This is a genomic window from Amycolatopsis decaplanina DSM 44594 (assembly GCF_000342005.1).
GTDB lineage: Bacteria > Actinomycetota > Actinomycetes > Mycobacteriales > Pseudonocardiaceae > Amycolatopsis > Amycolatopsis decaplanina.
The window spans coordinates 445,949-471,675 of record NZ_AOHO01000048.1 but is presented as its reverse complement, the minus strand read 5'-3'; the positions used below and the strand labels follow the sequence as shown (position 1 = coordinate 471,675).

The 25,727-nt window shown below is 69.7% G+C and carries 25 protein-coding genes; 5 read left to right on the top strand and 20 right to left on the bottom strand.

Features of this window, described 5'->3' with window-relative positions:
* Positions 1 to 3 precede the first annotated feature (3 nt).
* The 5 genes from H074_RS14900 to H074_RS14880 all read right to left on the bottom strand — a co-directional run bounded on the left by H074_RS14900 (position 4) and on the right by H074_RS14880 (position 5,794).
* Positions 4 to 1,401: a glutamyl-tRNA reductase gene (locus H074_RS14900; protein WP_007030877.1), complete on the bottom strand. Its 1,398-nt coding sequence runs from the start codon at positions 1,399 to 1,401 to the stop codon at positions 4 to 6.
* 1 nt (position 1,402) lies between these two features.
* Positions 1,403 to 2,230 (bottom strand): redox-sensing transcriptional repressor Rex, encoded by an 828-nt coding sequence (locus H074_RS14895; protein ID WP_039922421.1) that lies wholly within the window; start codon positions 2,228 to 2,230, stop codon positions 1,403 to 1,405.
* A 238-nt stretch (positions 2,231 to 2,468) separates the two neighbouring features.
* Complete coding sequence (locus H074_RS14890; RefSeq protein WP_007030875.1) at positions 2,469 to 4,004, bottom strand: molybdopterin-dependent oxidoreductase; 1,536 nt, start codon at positions 4,002 to 4,004, stop codon at positions 2,469 to 2,471.
* Positions 4,005 to 4,062: 58 nt separating this feature from the next.
* Positions 4,063 to 4,299, bottom strand: a complete 237-nt coding sequence (locus tag H074_RS14885) for a glutaredoxin family protein (protein ID WP_007030874.1) — start codon at positions 4,297 to 4,299, stop codon at positions 4,063 to 4,065.
* Positions 4,300 to 4,309: 10 nt separating this feature from the next.
* Positions 4,310 to 5,794, bottom strand: a complete 1,485-nt coding sequence (locus H074_RS14880; protein ID WP_085940949.1) for an AMP-binding protein — start codon at positions 5,792 to 5,794, stop codon at positions 4,310 to 4,312.
* Positions 5,795 to 6,087: 293 nt separating this feature from the next.
* Here H074_RS14880 and H074_RS14875 point away from each other — a divergent pair, with 293 nt between their 5' ends.
* From H074_RS14875 to H074_RS14865, 3 genes are all read left to right on the top strand, one after another.
* Entirely contained in the window at positions 6,088 to 6,789 is a 702-nt protein-coding gene (locus tag H074_RS14875) for a sigma-70 family RNA polymerase sigma factor (RefSeq protein WP_007030872.1), read from the top strand.
* Between the two features lie 110 nt (positions 6,790 to 6,899).
* Positions 6,900 to 7,985 (top strand): DUF5667 domain-containing protein, encoded by a 1,086-nt coding sequence (locus H074_RS14870; RefSeq protein WP_007030871.1) that lies wholly within the window; start codon positions 6,900 to 6,902, stop codon positions 7,983 to 7,985.
* 95 nt (positions 7,986 to 8,080) lie between these two features.
* Positions 8,081 to 8,983, top strand: a complete 903-nt coding sequence (locus H074_RS14865) for an HAD family hydrolase (protein ID WP_007030870.1) — start codon at positions 8,081 to 8,083, stop codon at positions 8,981 to 8,983.
* Positions 8,984 to 9,080: 97 nt separating this feature from the next.
* On the opposite strand, the gene H074_RS14860 is transcribed toward H074_RS14865, so the two are convergent.
* From H074_RS14860 to H074_RS14815, 11 genes are all read right to left on the bottom strand, one after another.
* Positions 9,081 to 10,184: a lysophospholipid acyltransferase family protein gene (locus H074_RS14860; protein ID WP_007030869.1), complete on the bottom strand. Its 1,104-nt coding sequence runs from the start codon at positions 10,182 to 10,184 to the stop codon at positions 9,081 to 9,083.
* Positions 10,181 to 11,230, bottom strand: a complete 1,050-nt coding sequence (locus tag H074_RS14855) for an NAD-dependent epimerase/dehydratase family protein (RefSeq protein WP_007030868.1) — start codon at positions 11,228 to 11,230, stop codon at positions 10,181 to 10,183. The genes H074_RS14860 and H074_RS14855 overlap by 4 nt, the downstream gene beginning before the upstream one ends.
* Positions 11,231 to 11,515: 285 nt before the next feature.
* Entirely contained in the window at positions 11,516 to 11,617 is a 102-nt protein-coding gene (locus tag H074_RS39280) for a 30S ribosomal protein bS22 (protein WP_007030867.1), read from the bottom strand.
* Positions 11,618 to 11,762: 145 nt separating this feature from the next.
* Positions 11,763 to 11,987: a helix-turn-helix domain-containing protein gene (locus H074_RS14850; protein ID WP_007030866.1), complete on the bottom strand. Its 225-nt coding sequence runs from the start codon at positions 11,985 to 11,987 to the stop codon at positions 11,763 to 11,765.
* A gap of 207 nt (positions 11,988 to 12,194) precedes the next feature.
* A complete protein-coding gene (gene proC, locus H074_RS14845) occupies positions 12,195 to 13,010 on the bottom strand; it encodes a pyrroline-5-carboxylate reductase (RefSeq protein WP_007030865.1) in 816 nt (271 codons plus the stop codon).
* Positions 13,011 to 13,034: 24 nt separating this feature from the next.
* Entirely contained in the window at positions 13,035 to 13,865 is an 831-nt protein-coding gene (locus H074_RS14840) for a thioesterase family protein (RefSeq protein ID WP_007030864.1), read from the bottom strand.
* A gap of 141 nt (positions 13,866 to 14,006) precedes the next feature.
* Complete coding sequence (locus tag H074_RS14835) at positions 14,007 to 14,792, bottom strand: sugar phosphate isomerase/epimerase family protein (protein ID WP_085940947.1); 786 nt, start codon at positions 14,790 to 14,792, stop codon at positions 14,007 to 14,009.
* A 204-nt stretch (positions 14,793 to 14,996) separates the two neighbouring features.
* Positions 14,997 to 16,547: a hypothetical protein gene (locus H074_RS14830; RefSeq protein WP_007030862.1), complete on the bottom strand. Its 1,551-nt coding sequence runs from the start codon at positions 16,545 to 16,547 to the stop codon at positions 14,997 to 14,999.
* A gap of 105 nt (positions 16,548 to 16,652) precedes the next feature.
* Positions 16,653 to 17,642 (bottom strand): Ppx/GppA family phosphatase, encoded by a 990-nt coding sequence (locus H074_RS14825; RefSeq protein ID WP_039922417.1) that lies wholly within the window; start codon positions 17,640 to 17,642, stop codon positions 16,653 to 16,655.
* Between the two features lie 249 nt (positions 17,643 to 17,891).
* On the bottom strand, positions 17,892 to 18,581 hold the full coding sequence (locus tag H074_RS14820; RefSeq protein ID WP_005167072.1) for a response regulator transcription factor: 690 nt from the start codon (positions 18,579 to 18,581) through the stop codon (positions 17,892 to 17,894).
* Positions 18,578 to 19,810 (bottom strand): sensor histidine kinase, encoded by a 1,233-nt coding sequence (locus H074_RS14815; protein WP_007030860.1) that lies wholly within the window; start codon positions 19,808 to 19,810, stop codon positions 18,578 to 18,580. The genes H074_RS14820 and H074_RS14815 overlap by 4 nt, the downstream gene beginning before the upstream one ends.
* Before the next feature lie 292 nt (positions 19,811 to 20,102).
* On the opposite strand from H074_RS14815, the gene H074_RS14810 reads away from it, so the two are divergent.
* Together H074_RS14810 and H074_RS14805 are read left to right on the top strand one after the other, a co-directional pair.
* Positions 20,103 to 20,750: a hypothetical protein gene (locus H074_RS14810; RefSeq protein ID WP_007030859.1), complete on the top strand. Its 648-nt coding sequence runs from the start codon at positions 20,103 to 20,105 to the stop codon at positions 20,748 to 20,750.
* Between the two features lie 20 nt (positions 20,751 to 20,770).
* Positions 20,771 to 21,664, top strand: a complete 894-nt coding sequence (locus H074_RS14805; protein WP_235096763.1) for a hypothetical protein — start codon at positions 20,771 to 20,773, stop codon at positions 21,662 to 21,664.
* A 70-nt stretch (positions 21,665 to 21,734) separates the two neighbouring features.
* On the opposite strand, the gene H074_RS14800 is transcribed toward H074_RS14805, so the two are convergent.
* From H074_RS14800 to mshA, 4 genes are all read right to left on the bottom strand, one after another.
* Positions 21,735 to 22,484 carry a phosphoglyceromutase gene (locus tag H074_RS14800; RefSeq protein WP_007030857.1) on the bottom strand — a complete coding sequence of 250 codons (750 nt, stop codon included), beginning with the start codon at positions 22,482 to 22,484 and terminating at the stop codon, positions 21,735 to 21,737.
* Positions 22,485 to 22,919: 435 nt separating this feature from the next.
* A complete protein-coding gene (locus H074_RS14795) occupies positions 22,920 to 23,843 on the bottom strand; it encodes a DUF4349 domain-containing protein (protein ID WP_007030856.1) in 924 nt (307 codons plus the stop codon).
* A gap of 67 nt (positions 23,844 to 23,910) precedes the next feature.
* A complete protein-coding gene (locus H074_RS14790) occupies positions 23,911 to 24,426 on the bottom strand; it encodes a type III secretion system chaperone family protein (RefSeq protein ID WP_007030855.1) in 516 nt (171 codons plus the stop codon).
* Positions 24,423 to 25,727, bottom strand: coding sequence for a D-inositol-3-phosphate glycosyltransferase (gene mshA / locus H074_RS14785; RefSeq protein WP_007030854.1), 1,305 nt, complete (start codon positions 25,725 to 25,727; stop codon positions 24,423 to 24,425). Before mshA ends, H074_RS14790 begins: the two co-directional genes overlap by 4 nt.

Genomic DNA, 25,727 nt, shown 5'->3' with positions numbered 1-25,727 from the left:
TCATTACTCGGTGCCCTGCCGTCGCGATAGCGGAGCCTCCGGCCGAAACGCGCGCGCCGGGTCGTTTCCCGAGGGCGGGATCGGGCCGCGATCACTACCGCCACCCTTTGGCGCGGTGGGACTCGCCACCGCGGCGGGCGCCTGCGGGTCGAGGCAGAACAGCTCGCGCAGCGCGTTGGCGTAATCGGTGTCGGCCGTCTCGGCGGCCAGCTGCTTGACCCGCACCGTCGGCGCGTGCAGCAGCTTGTCGACCACACGACGGACCGTGCGACCGACCTCCTCGCGGACCCCGGCTTCGAGGTCCGGCAGGCGGTTGTCCAGCCGCAGCAGTTCGGCGTCGACCACCTCGGCCGCCCGGCGCCGCAGCGCCGTCACCGTCGGGGTGACCTCGGCGCTGCGCTGACCGGCGAGGTATTCGCGCACCTCGTCGAGCACGATGCCGGTGGCCTTCGCGGTCTGCCGTTCGGTGGTCGGCGTGCCCGCTTCACGCATGCGGCGCTGGATGGTCTCGAGGTCGACGACGGTGACGTCGGCCAGCTCGGTGACGTCGTGGCCGACGTCACGCGGGAGGCCGAGGTCGCAGACGACCAGCGGGCGCCCGGCGCGGGCCGGGACGTGTTCGGCGGTGAAGACCGCGGCCTGCGCGCCGGTGCAGCAGACGACGACGTCCGCCTCGGCGACCGCGTCCGCGATCCCGCTCATCTGGACGGCCTTCGCGGGCACTCCCTGCTCGACGCTCGCGGCGGCGAGGCGGGCGGCCCTGGCTTCGGTGCGGTTGGCGATGGTGATCTCGCCGATCCCGGACTTGCGCAGCTGGGACGCGGTCAGCGCGCCCATCGAACCGGCGCCCACGATCAGCGCGTGCTTGCCCGTGATGTCCCCGGCCGCGGCCAGCGCCTCGGAGACCACCGACGCGCCGAGCTGGTCCAATCCGGTCTCGGTGTGGACGCGCTTGCCGACACGCAGCGTGGTCTGGATCAGCTCGTGCAGCGTGCGGCCGACGGTGCCCGCCTCACGCGCGGTGGCGTACGAGGACCGGATCTGGCCGAGGATCTGCGTCTCGCCGACGACCATCGAGTCCAGCCCGGAGGTGACCGAGAACAGATGCTCGATCGCGGCGCCCGCGTAGTGCACGTACAGCGAGTCGTAGAGGGCCGCGGGCTGCATCCCGGCCTGGCGGGCGAGCACGTCGGAGACGTCGTTCAGACCGCCGTGGAAGGTCTCGACGACGGCGTAGACCTCGATGCGGTTGCAGGTCGAGACGAGGATCGCCTCGCTGACGTGCTCGGCCTGCTGCAGCTCGTGGAGCACCTTGGTCACGTCGGTCGCGGGGACCGCGACGCGCTCCAGGGTGTTCAGCTCGGCACTGCGATGTGAGAGCCCGACCGCCAACACGCTCATTTCAGCGCACCACCATTCCGTTGCCGTGGCCGTTCACGCTGCCATTCTCGGGGCTCCCGGGGCCACTGTCTCCTCCGCCGTTGCCGTTAGCGGCCAGATCGGCGCGGCGAGCGACGTGGAACGACAGGATCTGCAGTTCGACCGCGAGATCGACCTTGCGCACCTCGATATGTGCCGGAACCTGCAGCACCACCGGGGCGAAATTCAGGATGCACTGCACGCCACCTGCGACAAGCCGGTCGCAGACCGACTGCGCGGCGGTGGGCGGAGTGGCGATGACGCCGATGGAGATCTGCCGTTCGGCGCAGACTTTGGGGATCTCGTCGAGATGCGAGACCGGGAGGCCGCCGACCGGGACGCCGACCAGATCCGGGTCGAGGTCGAACAGCGCCTCGACCGGGAACCCGCGGCCGGGGAACCCGCCGTAGTTGGCCAGCGCGTGCCCGAGGTTACCGATACCGACCACGGCGACCTTGTGCTTGCGGGTCAGGCCGAGGATCCGCTCGATCTGGCTGACCAGGACCTGGACGTCGTAGCCGACGCCGCGGGTGCCGTAGGAGCCGAGGTAGGACAGGTCCTTGCGCAGTTTCGCGGAGTTGACACCCGCGGCCTGCGAGAGTTCCTCGCTGGAGATCGTCGTCGCGCCCTGCTCGGCCAGTCCGGAGAGGACACGGAGGTAGACGGCGAGGCGGGCGACAGCGGCCTCGGGGATCGACTTCGCGCGGACCGCTTCCGGTTCGGCGGTGGCCTCGACGGCGGGCATCTCCGCGGTGGGCGCGTTGTCGGCGTCCGGTGTCACCCGGGTGCGCCGGCCTCGTTGCGACACCACGCTTGTCCGCTCCTCTGGTCCTGCTGACGACATGAGTCGCCCGAACCGGGAAAATCGGCTCTTGACCCGCGGCGCTGAGTCCGGTTCGATGCCGGGCGCTTTTCGGAGGCGACGTACCTACGGTAGCCACTTGTGAACGCAGGCACAAAGTCACAGGTGAACGCTGTGGTCAGTCTCTCGCCGGGCGAACTCGCGTGATCGGGCACCGCACTCGCGTGATCAGAAGCGGATCTCGTGTCTACCGAGCGTTGACCGACACCGTGTGCAGTCCGGTGGCTCCATCCGGGACCGTTCCGACGCGCTCCTCGGTCTGCGTGTAGCCCGATTGGTCGGTGGCCCGGACGGCGATCTCGTGCTGACCAGGGCCGACCTGGACCTCGGTCCACCACATCCGCCAGGTGTCCTTCGACGTCTCCGCCGACAGGACGGCCTCCTGCCACGGCCCCTGATCGACCCGGACCTCGACCTTCGCGACGCCGGTGTGCTGCGCCCACGCGGTCCCGGACACCACGACCTTGCCCGCGTTCACCGCCGAACCGGGCGCGTCGATACGCGACTGCGTCTTCACCGGCGCTTCCCTGGCCCAACCTCGGTCGAGCCAGTACGCCCGGCGCTCCTCCCAGGTGGTGATCTCCAGCTCGGTCACCCATTTCGTGGCGGACACGTAGCCGTAGAGGCCGGGGATCACGATCCGCGCGGGGAAGCCGTGCTCGATCGGGAGTGGTTCGCCGTCCATGCCGAGCGCGAGCATCGCGCCGCGCCGCGGATCCAGGGCGGCTTCGACCGGCGTTCCGCAGGTCCAGCCATCGACACTGGTCGCGAACATCTGCTCGGCGCCGGGTTTCACGCCCGCTTCGTTCAGCAGGTCGCGCAGGTCGATGCCGAGCCAGCGCGCGTTGGAGATGTACGGGCCGCCGACCTCGTTGGAGACGCAGCACAGGGTGACGTCGCGTTCGATCAGCGGCCGCGAGCGGAGGTCTTCATACGTGTAGGTGACTTCCCGATCGACCATCCCCCGGATCTGCAGGCTCCAGTCCTCGGTGCGGACCTGCGGAACCACCAGAGCCGTGTCGATCCGATAGAAGTCCTTCGAAGGAGTGAGATACGGCGGGGTGCCGAGCTTCACGAAGTCCGCGTCGGGCGGGATCGTCGGCGCGGTCCTCGCCGCGACGAGCCTGCCGACGGCGGCACGCGACTCCTCCGCGTTCTTCCTGGTCCCGACGATCTGGCCGGTCAGCGCGGCGACACCGGCGCCCGCCGCGACGGAAGCTCCGGTGATCAGCACCTTCCGCCGGTCCGGGCCCTCGCCTTCACGGTCGTCGAAGAACACCTTCGGGCGGAAGAACGAGTGCAGCCGGGTGAACACGACGAGCGCGGCGACGGTGGCGATCACCGGCGCCAGCAGCGCGATCTGCCCGAGGTCGGTGCGCACGAACACGGCGGCGACGCCCGCCGCGCCGAGGACGCCGACGATCACCTGCCCCGGCAACGGCTTGCGGCGCGAGAGCTGCCCGGCGAGCAATGCGATCAGCACGAGCACCACGGCCAGGCCGATCTTGAGGACGACCTTGTCCCAGGTCCCCAGCGTCTGTTCGGCCCAGGCGACGACCGCGTGCGGGCTGTGGTCGATGACGAAGTTCGCGACGGCGACGAACGGCGAAGCCGTGTACCCGACGAAGCCCGCGACGAGGTGTCCCACGCCGAGGGCGGCCGCCAGTGACAGGAGCCCGGTCAGTGCGGCTTGCGAGAAGGTGAGCCTGCGTTCGTCGTCCACGACTCCATCTTCGGAGCGGAATGGCCAGAAGGTCGGCTGATCGCCCCTTACGAGTGTGTTACGCCAGCGCCTTCCGGAGCCTGTCCTCTTCGACTCGCCAGTAGCCGTGCTCGGCGTCGTCGATGAGGATCACCGGCACGCGGTCGCCGTATTCGGCCCGCCATTCGGGGTCGCTGTCGACGTCCCGCGCCGACCAGGCGACGCCCAGTTCGCCGCAGATCCGCTCGATGTCCTGTTCCGCGACCTCGCACAGATGACAGCCCGTGCGGGTCATGACGGTCACGTGATGCGCCATGGCCCCATCTTCACCTGAGGCGCAAACGCCGGAGCTTCCCGGTGGCCGAATGCGGCAGGGACTCCGCGAACTCGACGGTGTGCGGCACCTTGTACCCCGCCAGATGCTCGGCGCAGTGCTCGACGACCTGCTGTTCCGAGAGCGAAGCACCGGGCGCGGGGACGACGACGGCCTTCACCGCTTCGCCGGTCCGCTCGTCCACGACGCCGACGACGCCCGCCTCGGCGACCTCCTCCAGCATCGAGATCACGTTCTCGACCTCGTGCGGGAAGACGTTGAAACCGTTGACGATGATCAGGTCGTTGGCCCGGTCCACCAGGTGCAGGTCGCCGTCGGTGTCGAGGTAGCCGACGTCGCCGGTCCGGAACCAGCCGTCCTCGTCGGGGCCGTGCGAGCCGTCGGGCCAGTAACCGGAGAACAGATTCGCGCCGCGGATCGACACCAGACCGGTGCCGCCGTCCTCGTCGAAGGCGTCGCCTAGGTCGTCCGGGTCCAACGGGACGGGCTCCGCGTCGCCGTCGCTGTCGACCAGCCGGAGTTCGACACCGGGCAGGGGCCGCCCGACCGAGCCCGGCTTCGGGTAGCCGGTGACCAGGGTCGTGGTGACCACGGGCGCGCATTCGGTGAGGCCGTAGCCCTCGTAGACGTCCAGTCCGGTGGCGCCGCGCAGCGCGGTGAGGATCTTGGGGTGCAGCGGCGCCGCGCCCGACGTCATCCGCCGGACGGTGGAAAGGCCCTGCCCGAGTTCCTCGGGGTCCATCGCGGCGAATTCGGCGTACATCGCGGGTACGCCGGCGATCGACGTCACCCGGTATTCGGCGCAGTCGGCCAGTGTCCGCTCGGCGAGGAAACGTTCGGACAAGATCGCCGTCGCGCCGACCGCCGTGGTGTGCAGCAGGCCGGGGCCCAGGCCGTAGACGTGGAACAACGGGATGGTGATGAGCACGCGGTCGCCGTGCACGAGCGGTGCCGGGACGATCCGGCTCAGCTGGTCGAGGTTCGCCAGCAGTGCCCGGTGCGACAGCATCACGCCGCGCGGCGGGCCGGTCGTGCCGGAGGTGTACGAGATGACCGCTATGTCCTCACCGGCCCCGGCCGCCTCGACCGGTTCGACTGCTCCATCCGAAGTAAGGCGTGGTGAGAGGCTTGTCACTCCATCGGGGAGTTGCTCGGTGGCTTCGCGTTCGAGGAGGAGCCGTGCGCCGCTGTGCTCCAGCAGCCCGCTCAGCTCCGCCACCGGAGCCTGCGGCGAAATCGGGACGACCACCGCGCCGGCCCGGAGCGCCCCGAACAGCGAGACGGCGAACGCGGCCGACGTCGGCAGCCGCAACGCCACCCTGTCGCCGCTTTCGATTCCCGCGTCGAGCAGGGCGTGGGCCAGCGCGTGGGCGGCGTTGTCGAGTTCCGCCCAAGTCAGCGCGAGCCCTCCACCTGTCTCCTGGACGGCCGCCTTGCCGGGCCACTGGCGGGCGGCCTCGGCGAGCAAAGTGGGCACGCTTCCTTCGGCAACCTGCTCCGCGCTCAACTGCGAACCTCTTCCCTGGAGTGAACGGCGTTGCCAGTTTGTCATCTCGGCCACCGTCATGGGTGTCACTCGCTTTCGTCGCAGTTCCGTAACCCCCGCACCGCTACCTACTTCGCGGTAACTACACGTATGCTGCTGGGCGTCGTCGAGTGGTGTTGATCACTCGATGGTGAGAAAGGGAGTCCGGACGTGCAGATCTTGCAGGCCCACGCGGCGGTGGGACATGCGGGCCGGTCCTCCCTGTCCGGAACGGGAGGTGCACCGTGACCCTTCCCGCGCCGAATCCCGTCTCCATGCTGGCGGGCCACATCCTCCGCCGGAGCGGTTTCCCCGCGGCGCCGTCGTCCCGGCCCAAGGCCGAGGAAGCGACCGACGCCGCCGCCGAAGCCGCGAAGGCCGAAGCGTGGGAGCTGGTCAGCGCCGCGCAGGGTGGCGACACCTCCGCTTTCGGCCGGCTCTACGACCGCTACGTCGACGTCGTCTACCGCTACGTCCTGTTCCGCCTCGGCGACCGGGACCTCGCCGAGGACGTCACCAGCGAGACCTTCCTCCGCGCGCTGCGCCGCATCACGTCGGTGAGCTACCAGGGGCGTGACGTCGGTGCCTGGTTCGTCACCATCGCGCGCAACATCATCCTCGACCACGTGAAGTCGAGCCGGTTCCGCCTCGAGGTCGTCACCGACGAGGTCGCCGAGCCCAACGGGGCACCGATCGGGAACGTCGGCGTGCAGGCGGTCGCGGGGCCCGAACAGCAGGCCATCAGCCGCGCCACCCGCGCCGAACTGCTGCGTTGTGTCGCCGAACTCGGCGAGGATCAGCGCGAGTGCATCGTGCTGCGGTTCATGCAGGGGCTTTCGGTCGCCGAGACCGCGGCGATCATGAAGCGCAACGAGGGCGCCATCAAGGCCCTTCAGCACCGCGCGGTACGCCGTTTGGCACAACTTCTGCCCACGGGACTGCGTTAAAGTTCCATATTCGTCCCGCACCGGGCCTTGCCGTAACCCATGGGCGTCTCCGCTCGTTTTCACTGCCAGACCGGTGGTCAGGACCGGGCTGATCAGATGGAGACTTCGCCGTGGGCGTGCCGGGATGGTTCGCGCGGGAGCGGGCGGACGGTGACCGCTTCGCCGACCTTGTCGACGGCACCGAGTCCCCGGACGGCGACGAGTTCGCGCACGAACTCGCGCTCGTCGGCGGCTTGCGCGAACTGGGTGCCGGCGGCGCTCCCGACGCGGAGACACGGCAACGGATCCGCGACGAGATCGCCGGGCGCCTCGCCGAAGCCGAAGCCGCGCCGAAGCGTCGTGGCCACGCCGTCGCCAACCTCGCCGCGGCCGCCGTCGCGCTCGTGCTGGCAATGGGCGGCATCACCCTGCTGCTGTCCAAGGACGCACTGCCGGGCGATCCGCTTTACGGCATCAAACGGGCGGGTGAATCGGCCTCGCTCGGGCTCACCTTCGACCAGCAGGACAAGGCGAAGAAGCATCTGGAGTTCGCCGCGAACCGCGTCGGCGAACTCGGCGAACTGACGAGGCAGGGCGCGCCCACCGACGCGTACTTCACCGGCCTCACCGATTTCGAGACCGATCTGCGCGCCGGTGTCTCCCAGCTGACCGCGCTCGTCACCGATCAGGGCGGCCAGACCCGGCTGGCCGACCTCCGCTCCTGGGCGCGGCAGCAGTCCGACCGGCTCGGCCTTCAGGTCGGCCACGCCCCCGCCGAGGCACGCGACAAGTTCGCCGCGGCCCGTGTCCTGCTCGACAAGGTCCAGGCGCGCACGACGGATCTCGGCTCGCGCCTGGTCTGCTACACGATCACCACGGGCTCTTCCGACGAACTGGGCGCGGTCCCGGCCGCCGGTGACTGCGTCCGCAACCCCGACTCGCCCGAAGCCGTCCTGCCGCCGGTGACCGCTCCCCCACCGTCGTCGGCGCCCACCGGGTCGCCGGCACCGACTTCGGTGCCGCCGTCGTCCGGCGTGGACACCGCGGCCCCGACCGGACCGCTCGCGCCGCCGACGGGAGGCACGCCGCCGCCCGTGGTGGCCACGCCCGGCCCGACGACGAAGACGCTTCCCCTGCCGACGACCACCACGCCACCGCCGCCGCTGATTTCGATTCCGCCGCTCATTCCGGGGTTACCGCCGATAACCATCGGCTGACTCACTGTCGATGAGGGAGGCACCACACCCGGGACAGCGTGGTCGGCCGCTCGCTACGCTGTGCACAGGCACCTGGGATTCCGGAGGCGGTGTGCGTGTCAGTTTGGCGGGGCAAGGATAAGAGTCAAGAGCTCGAACGGCTCGCCGCGCTCGCGGGCGAGGCGTCGGCCGAGGCCGCCATGGCGACCGCGTCCGCCGAAGCCCTCGAACCGCCCGCGCCGCCCGCTCCGCCGGACCTCACGGCGGCCGCGTTCTTCGACGTCGACAACACCATGATGATGGGCGCGTCGATCTTCTACTTCGCCCGAGGACTGGCCGCGCGCAAGTTCTTCACGTCCGCCGATCTGGCCGGGTTCGTCTGGCAGCAGGTGAAATTCCGGCTCGGCGGCCGGGAGAACAAAGAGGACATCAAAACCCACCGCGAGCGCGCACTGTCCTTTGTGGCCGGCCGCACCGTGCGGGAACTGACCGACATCAGCGAAGAGATCTACGACGAGCTGATGGCGGACAAGATCTGGTCCGGCACCCGGGCGCTCGCGCAGATGCACCTCGACGCCGGACAGCGCGTCTGGCTCGTCACCGCGACCCCGATCGAACTCGCGGCCATCATCTCGCGGCGCCTCGGCCTCACCGGCGCGCTGGGCACCGTCGCGGAGACCAAGGACGGCGTCTACACCGGCCGTCTCGTCGGCGACCTGCTGCACGGCCGCGCGAAAGCCCACGCCGTCCGGGCACTGGCGTCACGCGAAGGGCTGAATCTCAAGCGCTGCACGGCGTATTCGGACTCGCAGAACGACGTCCCGATGCTGTCGGTCGTCGGGACCGCGGTCGCGGTGAACCCCGATGGCGGTCTTCGCGACGTCGCGCGGGCACGTGGCTGGGAGATCCGTGACTTCCGGACCGGACGCAAGGCCGCGAAGATCGGCGTGCCTTCGGTGCTCGGCGTCGGCGCGGTGGCCGGTGCCGTCGCGGCCGGCATGGCCTACCGGAAGCGCTGACACACCCCTACGCAATTAGTCACCTACTTGCGTGGGCGTCTGCTCGCGCGCGACATCGACCGGCGCAAGTAGGTGACTAATTGCGTAGGCGATCGCGTCAGCCCTTGAAGACGCTCTTCCGCTGCGAAAGGCGTTTGTACAGCGACTGCTGGATCGACTCCCGCACCTGGTCGGTCAGCGTGAACACCAGCATCGGGTCGTCCACGGCGTCCGCGTCGTAGGTGTCCGTGCGGATGGGCTCGCCGAACTCGATGCTCCACTTCGTCGGCAGCGGGATCGCGCCGAGCGGGCCGAGCAGCGGGAAGAACGGCGTCACCGGGAAGTACGGCAAGTTCAGCACCCGCGCGAGCAGCTTGATGTCCCCGATCTTCGGATAGATCTCTTCGGCGCCGATGACCGACACGGGAATGATGGGCACCCCGGTCCGCAGTGCGGCGGAAACGAAACCACCGCGGCCGAACCGCTGCAGTTTGTACCGCGACGAGAACGGTTTCCCGATGCCCTTGAACCCTTCCGGCCAGACACCGACGAGTTCTCCCTTGCGCAGCAGGCGTTCCGCGTCGGCGTTGCAGGCGAGCGTCTGCCCGGACTTGCGGGCGAAGGAGCCGACCAGCGGCACCTGGAACACCAGATCCGCGCCGAGGCCGCGCAGATGCCTGCCGCCGGGGGCGTGGTCGTGCACGGCGACGGCGGTCATCAACGCGTCGAGCGGCAACGTGCCGGAGTGGTTCGACACCAGGAGCGCGCCGCCGTCGGCGGGCAGGTTCTCGACGCCGAAGGTGTCGACCCGGAACCACTTCTCGTACAGCGCGCGCAGCGGCGGCAGCAGCAGGGTCTCGGTGAGCTCGGCGTCGAAGCCGAACTCGTCGACGGTGTAGTCACCGGTCAGCCGGTCCCGCAGGAACCCCAGCGCCGTCCTGAGCGAGGCAGGGAGGAGGTCCGCGTCGGCCGGGCGGGTCCTGGCCGGCGAGACCCGCGCCGCGCTGGGGAACTCGACGACGGGCGCGTCCGCCCGGCGTTCCTGCTCCAGGTGCTCTTGCGCTTCTTCCGACTCGCGAAGATCCCGATCCGCTTGAACGGCCGGGTCCGGCTTCTCTCTGCCGGGGCCGTGCAACGGGATGACCTGCGCTTCAGCGCCGCTCACGTCTTCCGCCTCGCCTTCGTGAGAGTTATCGGGTCCGTTCTCGTGCGGCCTGCTCACCGGTGTGCCGCCTGTCCGGTCGCCGCGGCCACCAGTACCTTGCCCGCGAACCCGGCCAGCCTGCCGCCGTCCACCACGGGCCGGAGCCCGCGGCCGGTGATGTAGTCGTCGAACGCTTCCCGCGTCGTCCACCGCGGGGTGTAGCCGAAGTCCTTCTTGAGCTTCGTGATGTCCACGACGCGGCCGAAGTTCAGCAGCCGGACCTGGTCGGCGGAGAAGTCGACCACCCTCGCTCCGCGCAGCACCTTGCCGACCGACGGCACGACAGCGCTGGGCATCGGCAGTTCGACTCGTCCGGCTCGCCGGATCGCCTGAGAAAGAGTGAGTACCCCCTCCGAGCCGACGTTGAACACGCCGGGTTTGTCGTTCAAGGTCGCTTGCTCGAACACGGCCAGCGCATCCGAGGCGTGGAGCAGCTGAATCCGCGCGTCGTAGCCGAAGACGGTCGGGACCACCGGCAGCGCGAAGTAGCGCGAGAGCACGGTGTCGATCTCGGGACTGATGATGTTGGCGAACCGGAGCAGCGTCGTCGTGATGTCGGGACGACGGCGCATGAGCCCGCGGACGTACCCCTCCATCTCGACGGCGTCCTTCGCGTAGCCGCTGGTCGAGGTGGGGATAAGCTCGGAATCCTCGGTGAAGACGGCCTGCGAGCGCGCGCCCGCGCCGTAGACGGCGGCCGTCGACTTCACCACGAGCTTGCGCACGAGCGGCGAGCGCTGGCAGGCCGCCAGCAGCCGCATCGTGCCGATGACGTTGACCTCTTTGATCGCCGTTCGGCGTGCGGGGCCAGCCGGATGCGCGGTGCACGAGGCGTGCACCACGGTGTCGACCTTGGCCGTGCTGATCACCTTGGCGATCAGCGGGTTGCGGATGTCGGCGCGGACGTACTCAGCGTGCCCCATCCGCTGCAGCACCGACTTCTGCGGGGGCGTGGTGTCCACGCCGATCACCCGCTCGAACTCCGGATTGTTGCCGAGTCTGGCGAGCAGCTTCCCGCCAAGGTCTCCCCCGACCCCGGTCACGAGCACGATGTTCGACGGCATAGGACTCCCTGCGGCTTTGGGCGGTTCTCGGACTTCGATCACGGGGTCCTGATGACCTTGAGCGCGAATTGGTCCACCAAGTGTGCGCGTACCCGCACTCACTGGAAGCATCGCGCGGCTGCCCTTGAGATGTTACCGCTCATTAGGGGTAGTCGAGCCAGCGCTTACATGCTATTAACCCGCTGCTCGCAGAGGGGATGCACGTCTCACTCGAATGGGCGGAAACCGCCCACGAAATGGGAATGGCCCGTCCAGAAACTGGACGGGCCACTCACCGGCTGTGTCTTACTTGCCGGCCTTCCTACGCTGAACGCGCGTCCGGCGCAGCAACTTGCGGTGCTTCTTCTTCGACATGCGCTTACGGCGCTTCTTGATCACAGAGCCCATCGTGAGCGCTCCTTCCTTCGTCGTCGGTCACGCTGCCCGGCGCAGCGTCCAACGGGTGGAGCGCACAGGCACGAGCGGTCTTCCAGGGTACTCGCGCCCCGGAAGACGCCCTCGGGCGGGCACGCTGTGCTCCGCGAAGCGAGCCTCAGCCCACGTCGAAGTACGCGCCCTGCAGATACTCGTGCACGGCCTTTTCGGGCACTCTGAACGACTTCCCGACGCGCACCGCGGGCAACTCGCCCGAGTGAACTAGGCGGTAGACGGTCATCTTGGAGACCCGCATCAGCGTGGCCACCTCGGCGACCGTCAGGAACTGGACCTGGCCCACTGTGTTGACCTTGGACAGGTCATCTTTCTTGTTCGGCGGCATGATTCACCGTGTCCTTCGACACGTGTCGCGCCACGAGGCTTCCCCACCTGTGGTATCGACACGCACGTGCTCTCCTGAGAGTAGCGGGACACGTGTGGCTAAAGCGACGCGAGTCACCGAGATGGGCCCGTCCGACCTTCCCGCAATTAGTCACCTACTTGCGGGGCACCCTGCTCGCGCGCGTCCTCGACCGGCGCAAGTAGGCGACTAATTGCGGGAGTCGTGGGCGCGGCCCAGTTCGGTCGAGCGGTCCTTCGCGGCCTCGATGGCGGCCAGCAGCGCCGCGCGGACGCCGTGCTTCTCCAGCTCGCGGATGGCATTGATGGTCGTCCCGGCGGGCGAGGTGACGGCTTCGCGCAGCAGCACCGGGTGTTCGTCGGACTCCGCGAGCATCTTCGCCGCCCCGACCGCCGACTGGATGATCAGCTGCCCGGCGAGCGCACGGGGCAGGCCGAGCAGGATCCCGGCGTCGATCATGGCCTCGACCAGGTAGAAGAAGTACGCGGGCCCGGAGCCGGACAGCGCCGTGACGGCGTCCTGCTGCGACTCGGGCACCTCGACGACCTGCCCGACGTGCGAGAGCAGGTCCTTCACCACCGCGATGTGCTCGGCGGTCGCGTGCGCGCCCGCCGAGACCGCGCTCATCGCCTCTCCGACGAGCATCGGGGTGTTCGGCATGACCCGCACCACGGGGACGCCATCGGCCAGCCTGCGCTCGTACAGGGCGGTCGGCAGGCCCGCGCACAGCGAAACCACCAGCGATTCCTTGCCGAGCAGCGGCGCGAGTTCGTCCAGCACCGGTTCGATGTCCTGCGGTTTGACCGCGACGACCAGCACCTCGGCCCGGCGCGCGGCGTCGGCGACGGTGACCCCGTGCACGCCGTAGCGCTCGGTCAGCTCGGCCGCGCGTGCCGGATACCGCTCGGTGAACAGCAGGTCGGCGGGGCTGTGCCCGCCGTGCAGCAGGCCCGAGAGCAGGGCCTCCCCGATCTTGCCCGCACCCAGAACCGCGATCACGCTCATGCCTTTCAGCGTGCCAAACCGCCGTCAGCCCCCGGGCGCCGGGGCAAGCGCCAGCTGCCGTGCCTGGCAGACCAGCCTGCCCTGCGAGTCGACCACGAGGGCGTCCGAGTCGAACCAGGACTCGTGCACCGACTGACTCTGGACGATCACCCGCAACCAGCCCGGCGCCGGCCGGGTGCGCAGCAACGCGGTCAGCTGCACGGTCGGCGCCCAGCCGACCCGGCCGAGGTTGTAGACCACCGGCGGGTTCACGTCGCTCGCGAGCAGGGCGAAGTACGGGTCCGCGAGCCCGTGGCGCGGCCGGACCCACAGCCGCATCCTCGGCGGGTCGCCGATCCGCCCGTGCAGGTAGCCGACGCTCGCGGGATCGAGCCGGACCTCGCAGCCCTTCGCGAGGTTGAACAGGCCTTCGGAGGTCTCACCGGTCACGGGCACGGCGCCGGGCGGCGGCTCCACGGGCATGGCCGGGACGTCGGTCCACTCCGGCCGCCGCATCGGCAGCCGCCCGGTGGTCACCCTGGCCTCGACGCAGCTGCGACCCCGCTGCTCCAGCAGGACCGCGACGACCGAGGCGCGCCTTCCGACCTTCCGGACGTCCATGCGCAGCAACACCGGCCCCACCGCCGGCGGGTGCAGGAACTCCGCGCTGATCGCGAGCGGCTCGGACGGCGGCTCGCCGCGTTCGTGCAGAAACGCCAAGGCGGCCCGTGCCATCAAGGCCATCAGGAAGCCGCCGTGAGGATGTCCGCCGATCGACCATTCGGTCCGCAGTACGGCCGTGAAAGTGCCGTCACCCAGTGATCTCGTCGCGCACGCCGCGTCGAAGGAGGTGCTCGATTCGTAGGCCGCGCTCACCGAGCACTGACCCAGGCCACGAGCCGATCCATCGGGGTGCGGGAGATCAACAAGCGCAGCTGGTTCACGGTCGGAACTTTACGTGTACCAGCGCCTTGGGCGCAGGGAGGAATGAATCTCCGCACCCGGAGACGATCTTTGTCACTGACCGAGGTGAAGCCTCGCGAACAAGAGTGACTCCGCGAGGTCCCGCGACCGCTGCGCGGCGCTCGGCGACCGGCGGGTGTTGATCTCCAGCACGACCTGCCCGGAGAAATCGCTGTTCACGAGCTTTTCGAGCAGTTCGGCGCAGGGTTCGATCCCGCGTCCGGGCACCAGGTGCTCGTCCTTCGGGAGGCCCGTGCCATCCGCCAGGTGGACGTGCGCGAGCCCGGACCCCATCCGTTCGGCGAGCGCGAGGGCGTCCATCCCGGCTGCCGCTGTATGGGACAGGTCGAGCGTGTAGTGGCGGAACCCTACGTCCGTAGGGTCGATCGAAGGCCGGAAGGCCGACACGCGTGACGTCCGCGAGCCACCGGGCGGGCGGACCTTGAACATGTTCTCGACCGCGATCTCGATACCGCCGGTTTCCTCGAGTTCGTCGACGAGGTCGCCGAACGCGTCGCCGTAGCGGCGCTGCCAGCGGAACGGCGGATGCACCACGACCGTGCGCGCGCCCAGTTCCTGTGCCGCGTCCACGGACATCCGCAGGCGCACCTCGGGATCCGGCGACCACACGCGCTGGGTGATCAGCAGCGAGGGCGAGTGGATCGACAGCACCGGCACACCGGTGCGGCGCGACCAGCGGCGCAGCGCGGAGACGTCCTGGCTGACCGGGTCCGCCCAGACCATCACCTCGACACCGTCGTAGCCGAGGTCGGCGGCCAGCTCGAACGCCGCACCCGCCCGCAACGGCCAGACGGACGCCGTCGAGACGCCTACGGCTATATCTGTCGCGCCCTTCGCGATCTCGCTGCCAGGGCGCGAGTCCCCGAGTGCACTCACGCGGAGAGCCTAAGGGCGCCCTGCCAGCGAGATCGCGAGCCTCCGGCAAAGAGGGCGCGACGGTGAAGTCTCCGTCGCGCTGACGCGCTTTCGGAGACCCGTGTGGTCACCTTCGGCCTGGTCACCTTGGCGCTGGCCCCGAGGCCGCTAGCGCGCGACCAGCAGGAGTGCGGCCGGTGAGACCGTCACCACCAGTCCGACCAGAACCGCGAGCACCAGGGTCTGCAGGTCTTCCGCCTTGCGGATCTTCCGGACGATCCACACCAGCGCGACGATCACCAGCAGCGCGGCGACCAGCGCGGCGGCGGGGATGTTCACCCACAGCCAGTTGAAGCCCAACCAGACCCCGGCGCCGCCGACGACGCCGAGGGCGAGCTGACCGGCCAGCGCCAGCCACTGCTTCCCCGGCGATGCCTTCTCCGCGGGTGCCGGGGGCTCGTCCTCCTCGACGATGTCCTCGGCCGGGTCGTCTTCGTAGTCGTCCTCGTAATCGTCGGCGCGGTAGCCGTAGTCGTCGCGACCGAAGTCCGGACCGCCGTCCGGGTAGGCCGGGTCGGCGAACTCGCGCTCGTACTCGTCGAGGTTGTCCTGCCGGTCGCGGTCGTCGAGCGAATGCGGCGGCACGAACGGCATCGGCGCCGGGTGCCCCATGGTCGGGGGGCCCGCGTCGAACGGGTCCGGTTCGGGGTCGGCGTCCGGTTCGACGGGCGCGGGCACGGGCGGGGGCGGCACCGGCGGGATGCCGCCGATCTCGGTGTCCTCGGACTGCACCTTCTGCCTGCGTTTACGCCATCCCGCGAGGCCTGCGGGCGGTGCCGCCGGCTCGACGGGCGCGGGCGCCTCGGGTTCGGACGCGGTTTCGTCGCCGACCGCGGCGAACTGTTCGGTGCTCGGTTCGGCCTTCGGCTGGGGCGGACGGGCCGCCGGACGGCGGCGCCGCGCCGGCTGGGCCGGCGGCGCCGCGAACGCTCCGCTGGCCATCGGGCCCGGCTGGTCCTGCACGTCGTCGGCCGGGGCGTCGAGGCCGCCGTCGAGTCTCGCCGAGAGTCCCGACGACGGAGGTCCGGCGGGCGGCTCGGGGCGACGGCGGACCGGCGGCACCGCGCCGCGGGTCTCCTCCTGGCCCGCGGGCCGCGGACGGCCACGCGGGGGCAGCCCCTCGGAGTCCGGCGGACGTTGCTGATACCCGGACTGCTCCTGCGGCGGAGCCGGCCGCACGAACTGACCCGACTGCTGCGGCGGACGCTGCTGGTAACCGGACTGCTCCTGCGGCGGAGCGGGCCGCACGAACTGACCCGACTGCTGCGGCGGACGCTGCTGATAGCCGCTCTGTTCCTGGGGCGGGCGCACCGGCGGCGTCTGCCGGGTCGGGGTGGACGCGACGTTCGGCGGCACCGGCAGCGGCGCGGAGTCCTGCTGCGGCGGCGGAAGCGGACGCGCTCCGGAGTCTTGGGGGCGCGAGCGGCGCGGAGGACGGTTGGGCGGCGGCGGGGTGTCGCCGGACACCCTGTCGATGATCGCCTGCGGCGCGGTGTCACTCACCGACGGCGCGCGCCGTCCGCGAGCAGGCTCGGGAGCCTCGTCGTCGTCGGCCGCGCGGCGTCGCCTGCGGCGCCCGCCTTCGGGCTGGGCTCCATGCTGCGCGAGCAGCTCCGCCACGGTCTTCTGCGGCTGGCCGCTCTCTGTCTCGTCCGTCATACCGTGCTGTCCAATGCGCGCTCCAGCCGTTGTGAACCGGCACGCGACGGGGCATCGGCGGCGTCGCGCGCGCTATCCACCGTCATCCGCATTTCCGTCACCTCGTCACCGTGCCCGTTCTCCGTCGACTAAGTCCAGTCGGGCGCTGCCGCCCACAGTCTCGTCCGCACCATTCGAATGGTCCAGCCGTCGAAGGATGACACCTTCTCGCAGCGCCCACGGACAGATCTCCAGTTCTTCCAGGGAAAGCGCCCGCATGGTGGCTTGTGCGACGAGCGCGCCTGCCACCAGCTGATGCGACCTGCTCGCGCTGACCCCCTCGAGTTGTGCCAGGTCATGGGCGGTCATCCGGGAGATGAACGCGATGAGCTGGCGCAACGCGGTGTCGGTCAGGGTACGGCGCACATGCGGCCCGATGGCCGACGGCGCCGCTCCGGTCAGCCGGGCGAGTGACCGGAACGTCTTCGACGTCGCCACGACACGATCGGGTTCACCCAATTTGGCGACCTTCTTCGCGAGCGGGGTGAGTTGTTCTTCGAGCCACGCCGAAGTCGCGATGAGCTCCGACCGGGTCGGCGGGTCGTGCTGGAACCGCGTCCGGGTGGTCCGGCCCGCGCCCAAGGGCAGCGATTCGGCCAGATCCGGCTCTTCGTCGCGGCCCATCGCGACTTCCAGCGAGCCGCCGCCGATGTCGAGCACGAGCAGCTTTCCCGCCGACCAGCCGAACCAGCGGCGGACGGCGAGGAAGGTGAGCCGGGATTCGTCGATCCCGGAAAGCACCTTCAGTTCGACGCCGGTCTGTTCTTGGACCTTCGCCAGCACCTTCGGAGCGTTCTTGGCTTCGCGGACCGCGGAGGTGGCGAACGCCATGACCTCTTCGCAGCCGAGCCGCGCCGCGGCCGCCTTCGCCGATTCGACCGCACGCACCAGACTGTCCGCGCCCGCACGGCTCAGGTCGCCGGTGCGCGTGATCTGCTCGGCGAGCCGGAGGACGGCCTTTTCGGAATGCATCGGGGTCGGGTGGGCGCCACGGTGGGCGTCGACCACGAGCAAGTGGACGGTATTGGAACCGACGTCGAGTACCCCTAGGCGCACGAGCGTCTACGGTACCCGCCCCCACGTCAGGTCACGAAACCGTAACCGTGATCTGTGTCTCTTGGCCGAGCGCTGACGAAAACCTGCCGAAGGGGCGCCGGATCGCACACCAGGTGAAGCTGGGTGTGGAGGCGCCCCTTCATCAGGTTTCCGTGGGCCTTCGGCCCAAAGAGGGCGCTCGACGGTGAAGTCTTCGTCGGGCGCGGAGCGCCCTTTGGAAGACCCCTCGGTCAGCCGAGCATCGGTGATTTACGTCTCGAACTTGTAGCCGAGGCCCCGGACGGTGACCAGGTGCCGGGGCGAACCCGGGTCCGGTTCGATCTTCGACCGCAGGCGCTTGACGTGGACGTCGAGGGTCTTGGTGTCGCCGACGTAGTCCGCGCCCCACACCCGGTCGATCAGCTGACCGCGGGTGAGCACACGGCCCACATTGCGCAGCAGGTACTCGAGCAGATCGAACTCCTTCAGCGGCAAGGAGACCTCCTGACCGTCGACGGTCACCACGTGCCGCTCGACGTCCATGCGCACCGGCCCGGCGGTCAGCACGAGCGGGGCCAGATCGCCTTCGGAGCCCGGCTCGCCGCCGCGGCGCAGCACCGCCCGCACCCGCGCGATGAGCTCACGGGCCGAGTACGGCTTGGTGACGTAGTCGTCGGCGCCGAGTTCCAGCCCGACGACCTTGTCGATCTCGCTGTCGCGCGCGGTCACCATGATCACCGGTACCGCCGAACGCTGCCTGAGCTGCTTGCAGACGTCGGTGCCGCTCATACCGGGGAGCATGAGGTCGAGCAGGACGATGTCGGCGCCGTTGCGGTCGAACTCCTCGAGTGCCTGCTGCCCCGTCACGGCGACGGCGGCGGTGAAGCCCTCTTTGCGGAGCAAGAACGCGAGCGGGTCGGCGAACGACTCTTCGTCCTCGACGATGAGAACCCTCGTCACAGGTTTCCTCCATGGTCGGGGCTTTCTTGCCCTGTTGCCACGAGACGGGGTGTCCGCTCGGGGGTCTTTTCCGGCCGGGACGCCGGCGGAGCCTGTTTCACGGGCGCGGCCGGTTCGGCGGGGATGTGCGCGGGGATGCGCAGGGTGAAGGTCGACCCGGTGCCGGGACGGCTCCACAGGCCGACCGAACCGCCGTGGTTGGCGGCCACGTGCTTGACGATCGCCAGTCCCAGCCCGGTGCCGCCGGTCGCCCGCGACCGTGCCTTGTCCGCGCGGTAGAACCGCTCGAAGACACGCTGCTGCTCGTCCTCGGCGATGCCGATGCCGCGGTCGGTCACCGCGATCTCGACCTTCCCGTCGACCAGCCGCCTGCTGATCGACACCGGGCTGCCGGCCGGCGAGTACGCGACGGCGTTCTCCAGCAGGTTCGACAGCGCGGTGACCATCAGCGTGCGGTCACCCTCGATGAGGAGTCCGCTGGCGGAGTCGGTGGTGATGGTGATCTCGGCGGATTCCGCCGACAACGTCGTCCGGCCGAGCGCCTCGCGGACCACGGCGTCGACCTCGACCACGTTCAGGTCGGGCAGCCGCTCGGCGCCCTGCAGCCGCGACAACGCGATCAGTTCGGTGACGAGCTGGCCGAGCCGCGTCGATTCGCGGAGGATCTTGCCGCCGAAACGGCGTACCTCTTCCGTGTCTTCCGCGGCGTCGAGGACGGCTTCGGTGAGCAGCGCGATCGCGCCCACCGGCGTCTTCAGTTCGTGACTGACGTTCGCGACGAAGTCCCGCCGGACGGCTTCGAGGCGGATCGCCTCGGAGTGATCGACAGCCTCGACCACGGTGAACCCGTCGCCGAGCGGGCGGACCTCGCCGAGGACGGCCTCGGGCTGGCGGCCCCTCGCCTCCAGCGGGGACAGGTCGATCTCCATCGGCTCGTCGGTCTCGACCACCTGCTCGGCGGCCTTGCGTGCCCGCGGATCGGCCTGGTTGACCTTCACCAGTCCCAGCTCGTAGGCACGCGGGTTGTGCAGGACCATGTCGCCGAACTTGTTGAGGACGACGACGCCGTTGTTGCTGGACCGCACGAGGCGTTCGAGCAGTTCGGCCACGGTGGGCCCGGTCGGTCGCCGCTCCTCGCGGCGGGCGCGGCCCCTCGCGATCAGGAAGCCGAAAACCACACCGACGATCAGTCCGCCGACGGCCAGGGCGAGTGCAACAGGCGTGGTCACAGGGGAATCGTAAGCGCGCGGGTAGCGTTTTGGCCTAGTCCCGGCCGCGTACTCGTGATGCCTATGACACCTGGGGGCACCCTGTTCGCCTGCGGGTCAGCCGCCGTTCACGTGGCCGATCCTTGGCCGAGATCTCCTGGGTGAGGCGGGTCACCCGAAACGGGGATGCCGGCGGCGGCCAATGCCCGGATCCCGACCTTCGTCGGGATCATCCGGGCGGTGTCCTTCCCACTCACAGGCGAATAGCGACGTTCCCGTCACGGCTGCCGGGGATTGTTGGAAGACTGTCGCCGTGGAACTCGTCAGTGACATCTCCCTGATTCGCGGAGAAGAAGAGCTGTTCGACCGGACGGCTCATCTGTTCGTCGCGGCGACCGACATCGCGTGCGCGGCCGACGACCTCTACACCTGGGCGCTTTCCCGGCCGTCGCTCACGCGGCAGGGCGAACGGCTCGTGCACGACAAGCGGATCCGCAAGCTGTACCGCCCCGGCGTCCTGCTGAACGAGCAGACCGCGCAGCACCTGCACCGCCTGTCCGGGCTCGGCGCGCAGATCCGGATCGGCACCGAGGAGATCAACGAGACGATCCTGCTCGACGAGCGGGTCGCGATCATGGCGGGCGACGAGGGCAAGGCGGTGCGCTCCTACAGCGTCATCTCGCGGCCCGAGCTGGTCCAGGGCATCCTGTCGCTGTTCGAAACCGCTTGGCTGGCGTCCACCACCCTGGAGACGTTCGACGCGCGGTTCGCCGACATCCGGATGGAGGCACCGCAGATGCTCGAGTTCCTGACCACCGGCTGCAAGGACGAGAAGGCCGCGAAGAGCCTCGGCATGGGCGTGCGCACCTATCAGCGGCGCGTCTCGGAGCTGCTGGTCGCGCTCGGCGTGACGTCGCGGCTCCAGGTCGACGCGCGGGCGCGGGAACTCGGCCTCTTGTGAGGCGCTGGGCGGGATTGGCCGTGCTGCTCGCGCTCGCGGGCTGCACCACCACGATCTCCGGCGCCGCCCAGCCCGAACCGGAGAGCCCGCCCTCGAACCTCGCCCTGGTCGACCCGGCGCGGACGGCGTCGGTGCTCACGGCGGTGAAGACGGCCACCGAAGCGGTGTTCTCCTACGACAGCACGGCCGTGCCCGCTTATGAGAAGGCGATCGCCGACAACCTGACGCCGGGCGCGCGCGACGAGCTGGCGAAGCTGTTCGCCGAAGTCCGGAACTCGGCGGAGCCGATCAAGCTCGTGACGCGGGTGATCGTCTCGGCCGCGGTCGAGCAGACATCGGACAAGGCGCGGGTGCTGACCGTGCTCGATCAGAGCAGTACCAGGGCGGGTGCCACCAGCAAGGGCATCGCTTCGGTGCTGCTCGCGACCGTGCGCGAGGGCGACCGCTGGCGGATCGGCAAGGTCGAGGTGAACCCGGCCGCGCCCTCGCCCGCGGCGGAGAAACCGGGCGCGGGTGACCGGGTGATCGCGCGGGTCCGGGACTCCGCCCGTGAAGGTGCCCTGCGCGCCGCGGAAGCCCTGCTGAACGTGGACCCGGCCGACCCCGAAGGCACGTACGCCCGCTACGAGTCCGTGTCGACAGGGCAGCTGCTGACCCAGTTCCAGCAGGACAAGGCGGCGCGGCTGAACCAGATCCGCTCCGGGAGCGCGAAGGCGTCGATGGCACCGAACCCGGTCGCCGCGGTCATGGAGGTCGTGGACGACAAGGCGAGCGTGCTGCTCCACGCGACGTCGGACGTCACGGACGCGGCCGGGCAGGCGACGAAGAAGTACCTGCCGATCGTCCTGCGCCTCCAGCGGCTGCCCGAGGGCTGGAAGGCCGCCGGGATCGAGATGGTCCAAGCCCTCCCCTGACGCGATTCGGCACCTGCTTGCGATGGTTCGAAGTGCGAACGATCGCAAGCAGGTGCCGAATTGCGAGGGGTCAGCGGCCCTGGTTCGCCACGGCGGCCGCGGCTTCCTTGGCGGCCTCCGGGTCCAGGTAAGTCCCGCCGGCGGTAACCGGCTTGAGGTCTTCGGTGAGGTCGTAGCGCAGCGGGATGCCGGTCGGGATGTTGAGCCCGGCGATCGCGTCGTCGGAGATGCCGTCGAGGTGCTTCACCAGCGCCCGCAGCGAGTTGCCGTGCGCGGCGACCAGCACGGTCTTGCCCGCGCGCAGATCCGGCACGATCGCGGACTCCCAGTACGGCAGCAGCCGCGCGACGACGTCCTTGAGGCATTCGGTCAGCGGGGCGGCGTCACCGAGGTCGGCGTAGCGCGCGTCGCCCACCTGGCTGAACTCGTCGGCCGGGTCGATGGGGGGCGGCGGAGTGTCATAGGAGCGGCGCCAGAGCATGAACTGCTCCTCGCCGAACTCGTCCAGGGTCTGCTTCTTGTTCTTGCCCTGAAGCGCGCCGTAGTGCCGCTCGTTGAGGCGCCAGTCGCGCTTCACCGGGATCCAGTGCCGGTCGGCGGCGTCGAGCGCCAGGTTGGCGGTCGAGATCGCCCGGCGCATCAGCGACGTGTGGACGACGTCCGGCAGCAGACCGGACTCCGCGAGCAGCTGCCCGCCCTTGCGCGCCTCCTGCTCGCCCTGCGCCGACAGCGGCACGTCCACCCATCCGGTGAACAGATTTTCGGCGTTCCACGTGCTCTGCCCGTGACGCAGCAGCACCAGAGTCCCAAGCTCAGCCATGGGGTTCAGCCTGCCAGAGTGGGCGGAAGCGCCGGCCAGAGGGCCGCGCTTGACCTTGTTTCTACGGAGAGTGCGTTACCCGCGAGTAACACCTTCACCCGTCCAGAAGACGGGTTGCCAACAAGTCCTGATCCCCCGAAATCAGGCTGCACTCCGTTATCCCGACTTTCAAAGTTCACTCTAACGGAGTAACCAGTAGTCTTGTGATTACAGGTGGAGATCTGACAGGTTGACTACGTCCCGCGCGGCCGGATTCCACGCACTCCCCGGCTCGACGCGGGTGACGACCGCGACTCGTCTCCCCCCTGCCGAGTCGCGGCGCCCGCCGGCCCCGTTGGCATCCCCCTCGTCACCGGGTCCACCTTGGCGGGAACTTCAGCGGGGCGGCTCGAGATCGCGACTCCCCCCTCCCTCGAGCCGTCCCGCCTGTTCTCCTCAGTCCAGCGGGGGCGCGGACGGCAGATCCGAAGCGGTCGCCATCGCGGGTTCCGCCGGGCGGCGCCGCTTGCGCAGCCACCACACCAGCGCGGCCGCGGGAACACCGAAGACCAGCAGGAAGGGCGCCATCGCGCCGATCACGGTCAGCAGGCCGCCACCGAAGGTCAGGAACGCGTCCCAGCCGTCGGCCAGTCCGCCGAAGAACCCGCTTCGGGACTCCTCCTCCGCCGCCGCGACCGTCTCCGCCTTCACCTGCAGCGAGATCGTCGACATGGCGACACTTCCGGCGAGGCTTTCGCGCCGCTTCTGGAGCGACTCGAGCTCCGCCTCCCGGCTCGTCAGCTCACTCTCCACGGAGGCGATCTCCGAAACCGACGTCGCCTTCGCGAGCAGCGCACGGATGCGCTCGACGCTCGCCCGCTGGGTGGCCAGCCGCGAGTCGACGTCGACCATCTGCTCGGTCACATCCGTCGCGGTGACCTCGCGTTTCACCTGCTTGCCCAGCTTCCCCAGCTGGTCCAGCACGCCGTCGAGACGCTCGGAGGGCACGATGACGTTGACCGACGCCCGCTTGTCCTGGGTGCTCTCCTGCCCGGTGTAGCCGGCGGCGCCCTGGGTGATGACGCGCACCTGCGAGATCACGTCGGCGACGTTCGGCGCGGTGAGCTCCAGGCTCGCCGTGCGCACCAGCTTGCGGTCGGTGATCCCCGGCTGCCCCGCGGGCGCCGGGGCCTTGTCCGAACCCGCCTTGCCCGCGCTGTCGGTGCTCTCTTTGCTCGGCGCCCCCTGGTTCGGCGCCGCTTGCCTGGTGTCGGCCGACATCGGCATCGCGGCGGATTCGCCGCCGGAATCGTTCGCCGAGCAGCCCGCCAGCGCCAGCACGATGCCGGCGGCGGCGACCCATCTCACTCCGTTGCGCATCAAACCTTCTCCCTCCAGTGATGCGAAGAGAGACGGAGCCGGATCCGGTGCCGTTGCACCGTTCGGGTCACGAGTCGGTCAAGGCTCCCGGTTCGTGCCCGTTCGAAGGCTCGACGAGATGTTTGAACGCCTGCAGGTTCGCCAGCGACTCGCCGCGGGAGACGCGCCAGTCCCATTCGCGTTTGATCGATTCGGCGAATCCGAGTTCCAGCAGCGTGTTGAAGTCGCCGTCGGCGGCCTCCAGCACCTGCCCGAGGATCTTGTCCAATTCGGTTTCGGTCACGGTGTCCAAACCGAACCGTCCGACCAGGTAGATGTCGCCGATCGCGTCCACGGTGTAGTGCACGCCGTACAGTTTCGCGTTGCGGCGCAACAGAAAACGATAAACGTCCTCATGGGACTCATCGGGACGCCGGCAGACGAAGGCTTCGACGGCGAAAGCGTGGTCCCCGGCGACCAGCCAGCAGTTGGTCTGCAGCTTCTTGGTACCGGGCAACGTGACGAAGTACTTTCCCTCACCACGCCTTTGGTATTCCAGGCCCGCATTGTCCAAAGAGGACCGCAGGATCTCGTCGAGTGTCAAACCGCCACCTCCGCGCGCTGTTCGAGGGCACGCCGGAACGCGCCGGTCGCTTGAGCGTACGTGTCCAGCAGCCGGTCCGTCGTGCGGCGCCAGGAGAAGCGTCGCGCGTGGACGACGGCGTTGGCCGAAAGTTCGGCACGCCAGCCGGGCCGCAACGCGACGTTCGCGAGCGCGCCCGCCCAGTCCTTCGCCTCGTGCGAAGGCACGAGCAGCCCGGAAACCCCGTGCGGCACCGCGACCGGCAGACCGCCGACCTCGGCCGCGATCACCGGCGTCCCACAGGCCTGCGCCTCAAGGGCGACCAGTCCGAACGACTCGTTGTAACTCGGCACGGCGACGATGTCGGCCGCCCGGTAGACGTTGACCAGCGACCGGCCGGGCTGAGGCGGCATGAACCGGGTCTGCTCCTCGATCCCGAGTGAGACGGCCAGTTCGCGCAGGGCCTGCGGCTGCTCCAGACCGGTCCCGGACGGCCCGCCGACGATCAGCACCACCAGCCGTGACGCCAGCTCCGGCCGCTCGCGCAGCATTTCGGCCGCGGCCAGCAGGAGGACGTCCGGCGCCTTCAACGGCTGGATCCGGCCCGCGAAGGCCAGCACGATCGCGTCCTGCGGCAGGCCCAGCGCCCGGCGCGCGTCCTGCTGGGAGCCGGGCGTGAAGCGGTCGAGGTCGACGCCGGGCGGGATGGCGTGCACGGCGCGCGGGTCGGCGTCGTACAGCTCGATCAGCTCGCGGGCCTCGACGCGGGTGTTCGCGACCAGGCAGTCCGCCTCCTCGACGACCTGCTCCTCGCCGATCACGCGGGTGCGCGGCTCGGGGGTGTCGCCCTCGGCCAGCGCGGCGTTCTTGACCTTGGCCAGGGTGTGCGCGGTGTGCACCAGCGGCACGCCCCAGCGGTCGCGGGCCAGCCAGCCCGCCTGGCCCGAGAGCCAGTAATGCGAATGGATGAGGTCGTAGTAGCCCGGCTCGTGGAACGCCTCGGCCCGCAGCACCCCGGCGGTGAACGCGCACAGCTGCGCGGGCAGCTCGTCGCGTCCCAGCGGCTCGAACGGCCCGGCCGGGATGTGCCGGACCAGCACGCCGGGCGCCAATTCGGCGACCGGGGGCTGATCCGAGGAGGTCGCCCGCGTGAACACCTCGACCTCGACGCCGCGGCGGGCCATCTCGGTGGCCGTCTGGCTCACGTAGACGTTCATCCCGCCGGCGTCGCCGGTACCCGGCTGCTCGAGCGGAGAGGTGTGCAACGACAGCACCGCGACGCGCCTGGGCGCGGCATCGAACCCGTGCAGAGGGATCGTCAC

Coding starts and splice junctions, on each gene's coding strand:
- H074_RS14885 (WP_007030874.1), bottom strand. CDS start 4,299: ATGGCGCATCACGTGACCGTCATGACCCGCACGGGCTGTCATCTGTGC.
- H074_RS14855 (WP_007030868.1), bottom strand. CDS start 11,230: ATGCCGTCGAACATCGTGCTCGTGACCGGGGTCGGGGGAGACCTTGGC.
- proC (WP_007030865.1), bottom strand. CDS start 13,010: ATGAGCGTGATCGCGGTTCTGGGTGCGGGCAAGATCGGGGAGGCCCTG.
- H074_RS14850 (WP_007030866.1), bottom strand. CDS start 11,987: ATGCCGCCGAACAAGAAAGATGACCTGTCCAAGGTCAACACAGTGGGC.
- H074_RS14800 (WP_007030857.1), bottom strand. CDS start 22,484: ATGGCTGAGCTTGGGACTCTGGTGCTGCTGCGTCACGGGCAGAGCACG.
- H074_RS39280 (WP_007030867.1), bottom strand. CDS start 11,617: ATGGGCTCTGTGATCAAGAAGCGCCGTAAGCGCATGTCGAAGAAGAAG.
- H074_RS14830 (WP_007030862.1), bottom strand. CDS start 16,547: ATGACGGACGAGACAGAGAGCGGCCAGCCGCAGAAGACCGTGGCGGAG.
- H074_RS14795 (WP_007030856.1), bottom strand. CDS start 23,843: ATGCGCAACGGAGTGAGATGGGTCGCCGCCGCCGGCATCGTGCTGGCG.
- H074_RS14900 (WP_007030877.1), bottom strand. CDS start 1,401: ATGAGCGTGTTGGCGGTCGGGCTCTCACATCGCAGTGCCGAGCTGAAC.